Genomic DNA, 13,225 nt, shown 5'->3' with positions numbered 1-13,225 from the left:
AAGGAGGGGTTGACGCCGGGTGACATATGCCACCGATAAAGAATTTGCCAAGCCGGAATAGAGCGGGAACACGCCGGAGGCCCGGCACGTGTGTGCCGGGCCTCGGGTGGCGACGGTGCGTCAGATGTTCACGCCGTGCTGGCGCAGCGCGGCGATCGGGTCGATGTCGGAGCCGTAGTCCGGCCCGGTGCGGATCTCGAAGTGCAGGTGGGGGCCGGTGACGTTGCCGGTCGCGCCGGAGAGGCCGATCTGCTCTCCGCCGCTCACGGTCTGGCCGGCGGAGACGGAGATCGAGGAGAGGTGGGCGTACTGCGAGAAGGTGCCGTCGGCGTGCTGGATGACGACCTGGTTGCCGTACGCGCCGCCGTCGCCGGCGGAGTAGACGGTGCCGGGGCCGACCGCGACGATCGTGGTGCCGGTGGAGGCCATGAAGTCGACACCGGTGTGGTAGCCGGAGGACCACATGGAGCCGGCGGCGCGGTACGGGGTGGACATGCCGCCGCTGACCGGGGCGAACCAGCCGGAGGCGGAGGTCGCGGCGCCGGAGGACTCCGAGGACTGCGCCGCCTTCGCGGCCGGGGCGCTCTTGGCCGGGGCGGCGGAGCGCTCGCTGCTCCGGGAGGCGCGCGAGGTGTCGCCGTTCTTCTCGGCGCTCTTCGGCGCGGCGGCCTTGGGCGCGGAGCTCTTCGGCGCGGCGGCCTTGGCGGTGCTCTTGGCGCCGAGGGTGAGCTTCATGCCGGGCAGGATGAGCGAGGGGTTCTCGCCGACGACCTGACGGTTGTCCGCGTACAGCTTCTGCCAGCCACCGGTGAGGTGGTGCTCGGCGGCGATCTTCGACAGGTAGTCGCCCCGCACGACGGAGTACGTCTTCGGCGCGGCCTTCGCGGCGGCGGGCGCGGCCTTGGCGGAGGCGGGGGCCTTCACCTGGGCGGCGGCGGTGACGGCCTGGCCGGGAGCGGCGGCCGGGGCGGCCTGCTCGGCGGCGTGGGCGCCGGTGGCACCGAGGAGCGGAAGGGCGACGACGGCACCTCCCGTACCGGCGGCGGCGATTCCGCGGGTGAGGCGGTTGGACTTGATGCGGCGGTGCTTACCCTTCGCGGGCATGGCGAATTCCTCTCCGGCGCCTACGAGGTGAGCTGTCGGGTTCGGACTGGAGATGTCCGGCCGCGCTCTCACGCGGCTTCACCCCGAGCCGTCCTGTGTCGCGGGACCGGCGTACTTCCTGGGTCCCCCGCTCCTGCCACGCATGGGATGAGTGGAATTCCGGACGGTGGCAGGATTCGGCGGTCCGACCGGATTGACGGTGACGCTAGACGAGCGGGGTCGACGCGAACAAGCCAGTGATTTCCACCGGCTTTCCGGGTACGTCCTTCCGCCCGGAATTCCGGTCACCCTCCGTGGATGACGGACCCTCGATTTCCTTTTTCCGTACGGCAATTGCTCCGGCCCGTCGGCCACGATCCGTCACTTCTATGACCCTGCTCACGCGCTGCGGCTCATCTCGCCTGCAAACAGGGCGCGTTATACGTAAGGCCCCAATTCGGACAGATCACCCATTCCCGTCCAGGGGGGTGCGCCGGCCCGGCCCCACCTGGATGATTGCCCCTGGAACCGATCTCGCGTCGGGCACCCGAACGTCGACCCTCAGGAGCATCCGTGACGCAGCAGCTGCCGCAGGTCCCGCCCATCGAAGCGAACGAGCCCGAGCTGGCCGAGGTCCGCAACTTCCGGGACGTGGGCGGCCTGCCGACGACGGACGGGCGCGCCGTGCACCCCGGCCGCCTCTACCGCAGCGGCCACCTCGCCCACGCCACCGAGGAGGACGTCGCCTTCCTCGACTCGCTCGGCCTGCACACCGTCTTCGACTTCCGGAACCTCGCCGACCGGAAGGTCGAGGGCCCGGACGTCGATCTGCCGGGTGTACGGAACGTGAACATACCCCTCAACGACCCGGCCGACGGAAAGGAGTTCTGGAAGCTGGTCCGCGACGGCGACATCGAGCAGCTGCGGGACATCCTGGGCGACGGCAAGGCCGCGACCCGAATGTCCGACTCGTACCGGAAGATGGTGGTCGAGCGGACCCCGGAGCACAGCCGGATCCTGCACGCGCTGGCCGAGGACAGCCTCCCCGCCCTGATGCACTGCGCGGCCGGCAAGGACCGCGCCGGGCTCTCCATCGCGATCACACTGCTGGCCGTCGGGGTCGAGCGGGAGGCGATCGAGGCCGACTACGTGAAGTCGAACGACCCGCACCGCCGCTACAAGGTGCGCCGCAGCTCCACCGCCCCGGACGCGATGTCGCCCGAGGTGATGGAGCTGCTGAGCCCGCTGTTCGACGCGCGGGTGGAGTATCTGCGGGGCGCCTTCGAGACGATCGAGGCGACCTGGGGCTCGGTGGACGCCTACCTCTCGGAGGGCCTGAAGCTGTCCCCGGAGACCCGCGAGCGGCTGCGCGAGCGCCTGCTCACGGAGGCGTGACCAGGACCCGCTACTGGTTCTGCCCGCCGAGCATGAAGAGCAGGTAGAGGAAGCCGGCGAAGAGGTGCCCGGCGATCAGATAGGCGAAGAGGCGCAGGACGAGACCCTTGGGGAACTTGCCCTCGCCTCGCTCTTCGCCGGTGACAGCTCGTGACTTCTCGGACATCTCGGTCCTTTTCTTTCGAAGGAAGTACGCGGGATCAGCGTCGGTGCGGAGTGCCGTCGCCGAGACACAGCTCGGCGACGGGGCTCTGCATCAGGGTGTGGACGAAGAGCAGCTCGGCCCCGCCGGGGGTCGCCGCCCCGATCCGGTGCGGGGTCAGCGAGTCGAAGTGCGCGCTGTCCCCGGGATCGAGGACGTGGACGGCCTCGCCGAGCGCGAGCCGCACCCGGCCCTCCAGGACGTGGATCCACTCCTCGCCCGGGTGGACGCGCACGATGTCGGCCCGGGTGGCGTACGGCACGTGGACCCGCAGGCACTGCAGGGCGCGCCCGGCGCCGCCCGCCTGGCGGTAGATCCAGCCGTCGGCCTCGACCGGTTCGGAGCGCCCGGCGCGGACGACGGGGTCGCGCTCGGGGGGCGCCTCGCCGAGGAGCTCCGAGACCGTCGTACCGTAGATACGGGCGAGGGCCAGCAGCATCGGGAGCGAGGGCTGCCGGTTCCCCGTCTCCAGACGCGAGAGGTGGGCCGGCGAGAGGCCGGCCCGCTGCGCTGCGGCCTCCAGGGTGAGTCCCCGGCGGCGGCGCAGGGCCCGCAGCTGCGGGGCGACGTCGGGCAGGACGTCGGGGCCGGCGGCGCCAGGGGCGCCGGGGGCCGGGGTGACGGGTTCCGGGGAGGTCTCCCCGGGGACGTGGTCCATGCGTCCATTCCGCCAGGATCGTGCCTCTGAGGCAAGTTTATTGCCTCAGAGGCAAAAGCCCGGGGTCGTACGGTCAGCGCTGCGCGACAGCCTGTTTCACCAGGGTCTTCCCGAAGTCCCACATCAGCCCGCCGCCACCGTGGGCGTCGTCCATGACCGCGGTGAAGGCGGTGACGAACCGGTCCACGTCCGCCTCGTCGACGACCAGCGGCGGGATCAGCTTGATCACCTCCAGATGATCCCCTGAGACCTGGGTGAGGATCTGGTGCCGCTGGAGCAGCGGGACGACGACCATCTGGGCGAAGAGACCCTTCCGGGCCGCCTGGAGCATGGTCCAGCGCCCGCGCAGCCCGAGCGAGGACGGCCGGCCGAACTCGATCCCGATCATCAGTCCGCGCCCGCGGATCTCGTGGAGCAGCTCGTACCGGGGCACGAGCTCCTTCAGCCGCCCGGAGAGCAGGTCGCCGATCCGGCGGGCGTGCGCGACCGTACCCTCGTCCTCCATGACCGCGAGGACGGCGAGCCCGGCCGCCATGGCCTGCGCGTTCGACCCGAAGCTCGCCGAGTGGACCAGGACCCGGTCCATCGACGAGTAGACCTTCTTGAAGATCCAGTCCTTGCCGAGGGTGGCGCCGACCGGCACGTAGCCCCCGGAGAGCGCCTTGGCGACACAGACCAGGTCGGGTTCGACGCCGTCCTCGTGCTGGTACGCGTAGAAGTCGCCGGTCCTGCCGAGGCCGGTCTGCACCTCGTCGGCGATGAGCAGCGCCCCGTGCCGGTGCAGCAGCTCCTGGGCGGCGCGCAGGAAGCCCGGCGGGGCCTCGTGGACGCCCTTGCCCTGGATCGGTTCGACGACGAAGGCGGCCACGTCGCCCTTGCGCAGCTCCCGCTCCAGGGCGTCGAGGTCGCCGAGCCCGATCGCCGTGTCGGGCAGCAGCGGGGCGAAGCCGTCCCGGAAGCCGTTCTCGCCGTTCACGGAGAGAGAGCCGGTGGTGAGCCCGTGGAAGGCGTGGGTGCAGTAGAGGACCCTCGGCCGCCCGGTGGCGTACCGGGCGAACTTGAGGGCGGTCTCCACGGCCTCCGTGCCGCTGTTGCCGAAGAAGACCCGGTCGAGGTGCGGGCTGTGGGCGAGCAGCGCCTCGGCGAGGAGTCCCGGCAACGGCTGGCAGTCGAAGCGGGTGAGGTCGGCGAGCTGGGCGTCCAGGACGTCGTGGAGGGCCTTGCGGACGACGGGGTGGTGCCGTCCGAGGCCCATCACGCCGAAGCCGGCGAGCATGTCGAGGTGGTCGACCCCGTCGGCGTCCCAGAAGTGGGCACCCTCGGCCCGCTCGTACACCTTGTCGAAGCCGATGGTGTGGAGCATGCGCGGCAGCTGGTGGTTGAGGTGGCGGGCGTGCAGCTCGTACCGCTCGCCGCCGCGCTCGGCGAGCAGCGCCCGCAGGTCGAACTCACCCTTCACGGCCGCTCACCCGTTCCATGGGGGGTCGCCGGCTTCCTGGGCGGTCGCCCCTTCACCGTCGCTCACCCGTTGTTCCCGGAGACGGTCTCCCTGATCGCGCGCAGGGATTCCTTGAGGGAACCCATGGTGGCGAGGACGGCGGTGGGCTCGTAGCCGCAGTGCGCCATGCAGTTGGCGCAGCGCGGGTCCTTGCCGCGGCCGTACTTGTCCCAGTCGGTTTCCTCGATGAGTTCGCGGTACGTGGGGACGTATCCGTCGCTCATGAGATAGCAGGGTCGCTGCCAGCCGAAGAGCGAATAGTTCGGAATGGCCCAGGCGGTGCAGGGGAAGTCCGCCTTTCCTTCCAGGAAGTCCAGGAAGAGCGGCGAGTGGTTGAGCCGCCAGCGGCGCCGGTTTCCTCCGGCGAAGGCCTTCTTGAAGAGCTCACGGGTCTGCTCGACGCCGAGGAAGTGCTCCTGGTCGGGGGCCTTCTCGTACGCGTAGGCGGGCGAGATCATCATCTCGTCGACCTGGAGGTCGTCGTTGAGGTAATTGAGCACCTCGATGATGGTCTGCGGGGTGTCGGTGTTGAAGAAGGTCGAATTGGTGGTGACGCGGAAACCGCGCCGCTTGGCCTCCTTGATGGCGGCCACCGCCTCGTCGAACACGCCCTCCTTGGCGACGGATTCGTCGTGCCGCTCGCGCAGGCCGTCGATGTGCACGGCGAAGGCGAAGTACGGCGAGGGCGTGAAGTTCTCCAGCTTCTTGCGCAGCAGCATCGCGTTGGTGCAGAGGAAGACGTACTTCCTCTTGGCCACCAACTGGCGCACGATCTCGTGGATCTGGGGGTGCATCAGGGGCTCGCCGCCCGCGATGGACACCATGGGGGCGCCGGACTCGAGGACGGCGCCGACCGCCTGGGCGACCGGCATGCGCTGCTTGAGGACACCTGCCGGGTGCTGGATCTTCCCGCAGCCCTCGCACTTGAGGTTGCAGGCGAACAGCGGCTCCAGCTCGACGATCAGCGGGAACTTCTCACGCTTGCGGAGCTTCTGTTCGAAGAGATAGGTCCCGACCCGGATGGACTGACGGAGCGGCATGGCCATAACTCGCTCACCTCCTGGGGAGCAGCAAAGAACGGTGCCATTCGAAGAATGCGGGAAGGACGGCACGAAGAACACGGAAGGCCGATATTCCCCCGCGTACCGTGCCGATCCGGACCAGTTCATGTTCTGGAGCGTCCACGACCACCCGGACGGCCGCAACCGGGCGGGCCTCCGGCCCCGGACCGCCGCGGGCCGTCCCCAGCGTCGCGGCGGACTCCATGTCGACGGCGATGGCTCCGGTGGCGCGCAGCGCGACCCGCTCGGGGCCGCGCACCACATGGTCGGAGCCGGTCAGCGGCCCGGTGTGGACGGCCCGTCCGGGAACGGCCCTGACCAGGGCTTTCACCAGGAGATCGGTCCCGGTGCAGGCGATCGTGCCGTCGGGGCCGCGGGTCTCGTCGGCGACGACCAGGTCCCCCGGGTGCATCCCCGGCGTGAGCCCCGCGCAGAAGCCGGAGGCGATGACGGCGGCGTCCTGCCATCCGTGTGCGCCGAGGGCCCGGGAGACGGCCCGGCGGGCCCGGTCGGGCCCCATGCCCGTACGGAGCACCGTGACGGGCCCGGGGGCGCCGGTCCGGTCCCCGCTGCGCAGGGCGAGCTGCTCGATGCCGAGGGCACAGGCGATCAGCAGCGGCGGCGGGGCGCCGGGGCCCGGCTCGCGCCCCATCAGCGGGCCTTGCCGGGCGAGGGCTCCCCGTACACGTAGCGTCCGAGCGCCGTGAGCGGGAAGACCAGACGGTAGAGGTGGTAGTTGATCGAGAAGTCCCAGGGGAAGCCCGTGCCCGTGAAGTACGGCTCGTCCCAGGTGCCGTCCTCGCGCTGGGTCTCGGCCAGCCAGGCGACGCCCCGCCGAACGGGTTCCGAGTCCCGCTCGCCGGCTGCGAGGAGGGCGATCAGGGCCCAGGCGGTCTGGGAGGCGGTGGAGGCTCCGCGCCCGATCCACTCCTCGTCGTGGTACGAGCGGAGGTCCTCGCCCCAGCCGCCGTCCTCGTTCTGGACGGACCCGAGCCAGCGGACGGACCGGCGGATCGCCGGATGGGAGACGGGGAGCCCTGCCGCGGTGAGCGCGGGGAGCACCGAGCCCGTGCCGTACACGTGGTTGACGCCCCAGCGGCCGAACCAGGCGCCGTTCGGCTCCTGTGCGGCGAGCAGCCACTCGATTCCCCTGCGGGTGCGGGGGTCCTGGGCCAGCCCCTCGAAGGCGAGCATCTCCACCACGTGGGCGGTGACGTCCGCGGAGGGCGGGTCGATCACCTCGCCGAAGTCGCAGAACGGCAGCTTGTTGGGGAGGGCGCTGGTGTTGTCGGCGTCGAAGGCGCCCCAGGCGCCGCCCTTCGACTGCATCCCGAGCGTCCACCGCGCGCCCCGGGCGACGGCCGCCTCCAGCCGGACGGGGTCGGGGTGCCTGACCCGGCGGAAGGCGAGGAGCACCTCGGCGGTGTCGTCGATGTCGGGGTAGTTGTCGTTGTGGAACTCGAACGCCCAGCCGCCCGGGGGCAGTCCGGGCCGCCGTACGGCCCAGTCCCCGGTGCGGGTGATCTCCTCGTCGAGCATCCAGTCGACGGCCTTCACCAGGGCCGGGTGGTCGGGTTCGAGCCCGGCGTCGGCGAGCGCGATGGTGGCGAGGCAGGTGTCCCAGACGGGCGACTGACAGGCCTCGACCATCCGCGAGCCGTCCTCGCGCCACACGGCGAACCGGTCGAGCGACGCGAGTCCGGCGCGCATGACGGGGTGCTGGAGGTCGTAGCCGAGGAGGTGGAGGGCGATGACCGAGTAGACGGCGGGCGGCTGGATGCCGCCCCAGCAGCCGTCGTTCTCCTGCCGCTCGATGATCCAGCGCGCGGCCTGGTTCATCGCGGTCCTGCGCAGGGCGCGCGGCGCCACCCGGTGGTAGACGTGCAGCGCCTTGTCGAGGCGCTGGAAGAGCCCGTCCCAGCCGGTGGCCGGGGCGAGCGGCCGGGGCGGGGCGGGCAGGTCCGGGTCGGTGTGCAGCTCGTCGAGCGGGAAGGGCGCGGGGCGGACCGGGCGCTTCGCGGAGACCACGGTGAGCGGCACGATGGTCTGCCGGGCCCAGCAGCCGAAGTCGTAGATGTTGAGCGGGAACCACTTGGGCAGGAAGACCAGTTCCGGGGGCAGTTCGGGCAGGTCCTCCCAGCGCCACCAGCCGAAGAGGGCGAGCCAGATCCTGGTGAAGACCCGGGCGGAGGCGATGCCGCCGGCGGCGCGGGCCCAGGCGGAGGCGCGGGCCATGTGCGGGGCCTCGGGCGGGTCTCCGGCGAGCCGCAGGGCCACATAGGCCTCGACCGTGGCGGAGAGGTCGCCCGGCCCGCCGTAGAAGGTGGCCCAGGCGCCGTCCTCGCGCTGTTCGCGGCGGATGTGGAGGGCCGCGGCGTGCGTGGTGTCGGCGTCGAGGATGCCCAGGAACTGGCGGAGGAGGAGGTCCTCGGCGTCCATGGTGACGTTGGTCTCCAGGTCGCCCTTCCACCAGCCCTCGGGGTCCTGCCGGGCGAGCAGGTGCCCGGCGGCCCGTTCCGCGGCCCGTGCGGCGGCCTCGTCGAGGCCCGACGCGCCGGGCGGGGCGGTCCCGCCGAGGCCCGACGCGGCGGCACCACCGCCCCGGGGCTCGTTCGTCGTGCTGGCCGCGGCTGCCCTGGGGCCCACGGCCCCGGCGCTTCCGTCGGTCGTCGCTGTCATGGCTTCCCCTTTGCGCAGTAGGTGACTTCTGCTTCTACGGGTCTGCCGTCGGCCGGCGCCGGGTGGCACCGGCCGGCGACCGCGAACTCATATCAGGGTGATGGTGATCATCTCTTCCGCACGACCACGAAGTCGGCAAGCGCGACGAGCTGCGCCCGCACCCGGGCGGGCATGTCCACCTCGTCGAGGGCCTCGATCGCGATCGTGTGCTGGCGGCGGGCCTCCTGGGAGGTCCACTCGCGTCCTCCGGCCTCCTCGATGAGGGCCGCGCGGGTGGCGAACTCCTCCTCGGAGAAGGTGTCGAAGTCATTGGACTTGGCGTCCGCGGCGAGCAGTTCGCCGAGGCGCTCGGACGCGGGGCCGCCGGCGGCGAGCGCGGCGACGACCGGCAGGGACTTCTTGCGCTGGCGCAGATCGCTCCAGGTCTGCTTGCCGGTGGCCTCCGGGTCTCCCCAGATGCCGAGCAGGTCGTCGACGGCCTGGAAGGCGAGCCCGAGGTGGTACCCGTACTCCTCCAGCTTGTCGGCGGTGCGGTCGTCGGCCCCGCCGAGGACGGCACCGATGGAGACCGCGCAGGCGAGCAGGGCGCCGGTCTTGTTGCCCTCCATCTCCAGGCACTCCTCGACGGTGACCCGCTCGCGGTGCTCGTAGGAGATGTCCTGGGCCTGGCCGTCGATGAGCTTGCGGCTCGCGGTGGTGAGCCGGCGGGTCGCCCGGCCGGCCTCCACCGTGCCGAGCTCCAGCAGGATCTCGTTGGCCAGGGCGAACAGGGCGTCGCCGACCAGGATGGCCTGCGCGGGGCCGTGCACCTTCCACACGGTGTCGCGGTGGCGGCGCTGCTCGTCCCCGTCCATCAGGTCGTCGTGCAGCAGCGAGAAGTTGTGGACGAGCTCCACGGCGACGGCACCGGGGATCCCGACCTCGGGGGCGACGCCCGCGGCCTCGGCCGACAGCAGGGCGAGCGCGGGACGGACGGCCTTGCCGCTGTCCCCCTCCGTGGGGTTGCCCTGCGCGTCGATCCAGCCGAAGTGGTAGGCGGCCACGGTGTCCATGGGCGGCGCGAGGCGGTCGACGGCCGCCCGCAGTACGGGGGTGGACAGGGTCCGCCCCCGCTCCAGCAGTGCGGACACGTCCGCGGTGTCGACGGCCGGATTACCCGGCGGCACAGTCGGCACGGTCTCTCCTCTTGTTCCGGTAATCACACTCATGCCGCCTCCTGCAGCGGATGGTCATGGCGGCGGCCGAGGGCGGAGAGCGCGGCACCCGCGGCGCTGAAACCACTGCGGACGGCACCCTCCATGGTCGCGGGCCAGCCGGTGGCGGTCCAGGCCCCGGCCAGGAAGAGCCCCGGTGCCTGGGTGCGGGCGCCGGGGCGGAGCCGGCCGACGCCCGGGGTGGGGGCGAACGTGGCCGTCCGCTCCCTGGTGACGAAGAAGTCGCGGATCCCGGCGCCGCGCGCGGCGGGCAGCAGCCGCTCCAGCTCGGGGAGGTACTTCGCGCGCAGGGCGGCGACGGGTTCGTCGATCTCGTCCTGCGCGGCGGACTGGGAGACGGCGAGGTACTGGCCGGCGCCGGTGAGTCCGGAGGAGTCCGTGCGGTCGAAGACCCACTGCACCGGGGAGCCGAGAGCGGTGAAGAACGGCCGCTTCAGCACCTTGCGGTCGTAGACCACGTGCAGGTTGAGGATGGGCGCGGTGGCGATGTCGAGGAGCCGGTCGGGGTCGTCGAGGGCGCCCTCGGGCAGCAGGCCGTGGGTCTCCTCCTGCGGTACCGCGAGGACGACGGCGTCCGCGACGAGCGTCTCTCCGGGTACGTCGACGGCCCAACGCCCGTCGTCGGTAAGGGAGATCCGCTCGGCCTTGGTGCGGAGCGCGGTGCGCACCCCGAGGGCGTCGAGCTCCTTCGCGGCCCTGGTGTCGTGGAGTTCGCCGAGCGGGACGTGGGCCCAGCCGATGTCGGCGGCACCGGGCTCGGAGAGGAGTCCGGTCTTGAAGACCATCGCGGCCAGCCCCATGGAGGCCTGCGGGGCGGGGGCGTTGAGGGTGGGGATGCCGACCAGGTCCCAGAGGGCGTCGACGGTCCGCGGGGACTGGCCGTGCCGGCCGAGCCAGGTGGCGAAGTCGATGCCGTCGAGCGCCGGGTCGGCGGGGTCGAGCTTCTTCAGGGCGAGCGCGGCCCGGCCGACGGAGGCGCGCTCCGCGAGGGAGAGGTGCGGGTAGGTGGCGAGGCTCCGCGCCAGGTGCAGCGGTACGGGGAGGTTGTCGCGGCGGATCCGGCCGAGCCGCGGCCCGCGCGGGTGCGCGACGTCGAGGACGGGGACGTCGAGACGGTCCTGGAGGGGGGCGAGCCGGGCACCGTCGACCCGGTCGAGGAACCAGCGGTAGGCGGTGCAGCAGCGCAGGTAGACGTGCTGGCCGTTGTCGACGGTGAGGTCGCCCCGGCGGAAGGAGAACGCGAGGCCGCCGAGCCGGGGCCTGCCCTCCAGGAGGGTGACGCCGACGCCGGCTTCGGCGAGCTGGAGGGCGGCGGTGATTCCGGCGAGCCCGCCGCCGACGACGACGGCCTGCGGCTGCCGGGTGTGCTGCCCGGTTCCTTCGTGGGTCACACGGCCTCCGTTCGGTTCATCGCGGTCAGGGTCGTCGCGGGCCGGGCCGTCCTGGCCCGGGCCGCCCACGGCAGGGACGCCGGTGCGGTGCCCGGGGTTGCCCGGCGGGCGGGGGCGGCGGCGTACGGAGGCATCAGACACGCCTCCTGACGGCGCGCCGGGCGACGGTGCGGGTGTCGAGGCCGGAGAGGCCGCGCACCGCGACGTACGCCTTCTCGCGGCCCGGCAGCGAGACGCGGCCGCGCAGCACGGCCTCGGGGTCGCGTTCGATCCGGTCGAGGAGACGGCGGTAGATGCCGGCCATGGCGGCGACGCAGGCGCCGCTGCGCCGGTCGAGCATGGGCAGCAGCCGGTAGCCCTCGGCGAACAGGGCGCGGGCGCGCCGCACTTCGAAGTGGACGAGCCCGGCGAAGTCGGCGCCGGCGGGCGGCCTGTCGCTGCCGAAGCCGTCACCGCAGCCGAACTTGGCGAGGTCGTCGGCGGGCAGATAGGTCCGCCCGTTCCCGGCGTCCTCGCGTACGTCCCTGAGGATGTTGGTGAGTTGGAGCGCGAGGCCCAGGGTGTCGGCGTACTCGGGGGCGCGGTCGGCGCCCGGGGCGCCGGGCTGGGTGCCGAAGACGCCGAGGGAGATCCGGCCGATCGCCCCGGCGACGCAGCGGCAGTAGACCTTGAGGTCGTCCCAGGTCTCGTAGGTCGCGTCGTGCACGTCCATGAGGACGCCGTCGATGAGTTCGTCGAGGCCGCCGAGCGGGATCGGGAAACGGCGGGCCGAGTCGGCGAGGGCGACGGCGACCGGGTCGGTGTCGTCCTCGTCGATCTTCCCGGCGCGGACCCGGTCGAGCAGCTCGCGGGTGGCCTCCAGGCGTTCCTGCTTGGCCTCGGGCGCGAGGGTGCCGTCGCCGATGTCGTCGACGCGCCGGGAGAACGCGTACAGCGCGGACATCGCCTGGCGCTTCTCGGTCGGCAGCAGCCGGATTCCGTAGGCGAAGTTCCGCGCCTGCTGTCCGGTGACCGCCTCGCAGTAGCTGTAGGCGGCCAGTACCGGTGCGGACGGCTGGGGCTGTGCCTCCACGGTCGCGCTCACCCCTCTCTCCGCGCCCGGAGCAGAACCGCTCCCACCTGGCGCATCAGGCTCGGCTTGGTGGCCTTCGGTGGGCCGGTCAGCACGTCGTATCCGGCGTCGGTGATCGCGTCGAGTGCCGCGAGGCCCCCTGCGGTGAAGCCCGCCAGGAGGAGTCGGAGCCGGCCGTGGACGCTGCCGACGAGCGGGGCGCCCGCGTGGAGCAGGTCGCGGGCCCGCCCGGCCTCGAAGGCGATCAGGGCGCGGACGGAGGCGCCGGCGGTGGGCCGGGCGAGGTCGCTCTCGGTGACGTGGAACCGCTTGAGGTCCTCGGCGGGCAGGTAGACGCGGTCGTTGCCGAGGTCCTCGGCGACGTCCTGGAGGTGCTCGACGATCTGGAGGGCGGTGCAGATCTCGTCGGAGCGCCTGATCCGCTCGGGGGTGTCGGTGCCGGTGATGGCGAGGACGAGCCGCCCGACGGGGTTGGCGGAGAGCTCGCAGTACGCGAGGAGGTCGTCGTACGTCTCGTAGCGGCCGACCTGCTGGTCCTGGCGGTTGGCGGCGATCAGGCCGAGGAACGGCTCGGGGGTGAGCCCGCACCGGCGCACGGTCGGCACGAGGCCCTGGAGGAGGGGGTGCTCGGGGGTGCCGTCGAAGACGCGGCGGAGGTCGGCTTCGAAGGCGTCGAGGAAGGCGAGCCGGTCCTGTGCCGTCGCCGGGTCGAGGCCGAGGTGGCGGGCGTCGGCTCCACCGGGGGCGAGGTCGCCGTCTCCGATGTCGTCGACGAGACGGGCGAATCCGTAGACGGCCATCAGGTCGTCGCGCCAGGCCCGGGGCAGGAAGAAGGGGGCCACGGGGAAGTTCTCGTCCGCGGCCTTGCCGAGGGTGGCGCGCGAGGAGGCGTCGATGCGCGCCTGCCGGGTCTCCGTCACAGGTCACTGCCCGACGGAGGGACGGCGAGACCCTCGTGGAGCTGGAGATTCT

At 72.2% G+C, this 13,225-nt stretch carries 13 protein-coding genes and 1 riboswitch; of the genes, 1 reads left to right on the top strand and 12 read right to left on the bottom strand.

Annotation, left to right across the window (positions count from 1 at the left end; all coding sequences use genetic code 11):
• Positions 1–120 precede the first annotated feature (120 nt).
• Positions 121–1,104, bottom strand: a complete 984-nt coding sequence (locus tag ACFQ79_RS22945) for a peptidoglycan DD-metalloendopeptidase family protein (RefSeq protein ID WP_383586342.1) — start codon at positions 1,102–1,104, stop codon at positions 121–123.
• A 4-nt stretch (positions 1,105–1,108) separates the two neighbouring features.
• Positions 1,109–1,296, bottom strand: a riboswitch (cyclic di-AMP (ydaO/yuaA leader).
• Positions 1,297–1,656: 360 nt separating this feature from the next.
• Between ACFQ79_RS22945 and ACFQ79_RS22940 the strand changes: the two genes are divergently transcribed.
• A complete protein-coding gene (locus tag ACFQ79_RS22940; RefSeq protein WP_383586340.1) occupies positions 1,657–2,478 on the top strand; it encodes a tyrosine-protein phosphatase in 822 nt (273 codons plus the stop codon).
• 10 nt (positions 2,479–2,488) lie between these two features.
• Here ACFQ79_RS22940 and ACFQ79_RS22935 read toward each other — a convergent pair whose 3' ends face one another.
• The 11 genes from ACFQ79_RS22935 to hpnC all read right to left on the bottom strand — a co-directional run bounded on the left by ACFQ79_RS22935 (position 2,489) and on the right by hpnC (position 13,173).
• Entirely contained in the window at positions 2,489–2,644 is a 156-nt protein-coding gene (locus ACFQ79_RS22935) for a DUF6126 family protein (protein ID WP_198955821.1), read from the bottom strand.
• A gap of 34 nt (positions 2,645–2,678) precedes the next feature.
• Positions 2,679–3,338 carry a helix-turn-helix domain-containing protein gene (locus ACFQ79_RS22930; protein WP_383586338.1) on the bottom strand — a complete coding sequence of 220 codons (660 nt, stop codon included), beginning with the start codon at positions 3,336–3,338 and terminating at the stop codon, positions 2,679–2,681.
• Between the two features lie 73 nt (positions 3,339–3,411).
• The gene (locus ACFQ79_RS22925; protein ID WP_383586336.1) at positions 3,412–4,797 is read right to left on the bottom strand and encodes an aspartate aminotransferase family protein; all 1,386 of its coding nucleotides are present in this window, start codon (positions 4,795–4,797) and stop codon (positions 3,412–3,414) included.
• Between the two features lie 62 nt (positions 4,798–4,859).
• Positions 4,860–5,882, bottom strand: a complete 1,023-nt coding sequence (hpnH, locus tag ACFQ79_RS22920) for an adenosyl-hopene transferase HpnH (RefSeq protein ID WP_383586334.1) — start codon at positions 5,880–5,882, stop codon at positions 4,860–4,862.
• A gap of 7 nt (positions 5,883–5,889) precedes the next feature.
• Positions 5,890–6,549, bottom strand: a complete 660-nt coding sequence (locus ACFQ79_RS22915; RefSeq protein ID WP_383586332.1) for a 1-hydroxy-2-methyl-2-butenyl 4-diphosphate reductase — start codon at positions 6,547–6,549, stop codon at positions 5,890–5,892.
• Positions 6,549–8,576 carry a squalene--hopene cyclase gene (gene shc / locus ACFQ79_RS22910; RefSeq protein ID WP_383586330.1) on the bottom strand — a complete coding sequence of 676 codons (2,028 nt, stop codon included), beginning with the start codon at positions 8,574–8,576 and terminating at the stop codon, positions 6,549–6,551. The genes ACFQ79_RS22915 and shc overlap by 1 nt, the downstream gene beginning before the upstream one ends.
• A gap of 107 nt (positions 8,577–8,683) precedes the next feature.
• On the bottom strand, positions 8,684–9,784 hold the full coding sequence (locus ACFQ79_RS22905; RefSeq protein ID WP_319313591.1) for a polyprenyl synthetase family protein: 1,101 nt from the start codon (positions 9,782–9,784) through the stop codon (positions 8,684–8,686).
• Positions 9,781–11,181 (bottom strand): hydroxysqualene dehydroxylase HpnE, encoded by a 1,401-nt coding sequence (hpnE, locus tag ACFQ79_RS22900; RefSeq protein ID WP_383586328.1) that lies wholly within the window; start codon positions 11,179–11,181, stop codon positions 9,781–9,783. Before hpnE ends, ACFQ79_RS22905 begins: the two co-directional genes overlap by 4 nt.
• Positions 11,178–11,315: a hypothetical protein gene (locus ACFQ79_RS22895; RefSeq protein WP_383586326.1), complete on the bottom strand. Its 138-nt coding sequence runs from the start codon at positions 11,313–11,315 to the stop codon at positions 11,178–11,180. Before ACFQ79_RS22895 ends, hpnE begins: the two co-directional genes overlap by 4 nt.
• Positions 11,315–12,265: a presqualene diphosphate synthase HpnD gene (gene hpnD, locus ACFQ79_RS22890; protein WP_383586324.1), complete on the bottom strand. Its 951-nt coding sequence runs from the start codon at positions 12,263–12,265 to the stop codon at positions 11,315–11,317. Before hpnD ends, ACFQ79_RS22895 begins: the two co-directional genes overlap by 1 nt.
• Positions 12,262–13,173, bottom strand: coding sequence for a squalene synthase HpnC (hpnC, locus tag ACFQ79_RS22885; protein ID WP_383586322.1), 912 nt, complete (start codon positions 13,171–13,173; stop codon positions 12,262–12,264). Before hpnC ends, hpnD begins: the two co-directional genes overlap by 4 nt.
• Positions 13,174–13,225 lie beyond the last annotated feature (52 nt).

This window comes from Streptomyces sp. NPDC056480, from assembly GCF_042795405.1.
Classification (GTDB): Bacteria; Actinomycetota; Actinomycetes; order Streptomycetales; family Streptomycetaceae; genus Streptomyces.
Note: the sequence above shows the minus strand (reverse complement) of the source record. Positions and strands in the feature narration are given on the sequence as shown.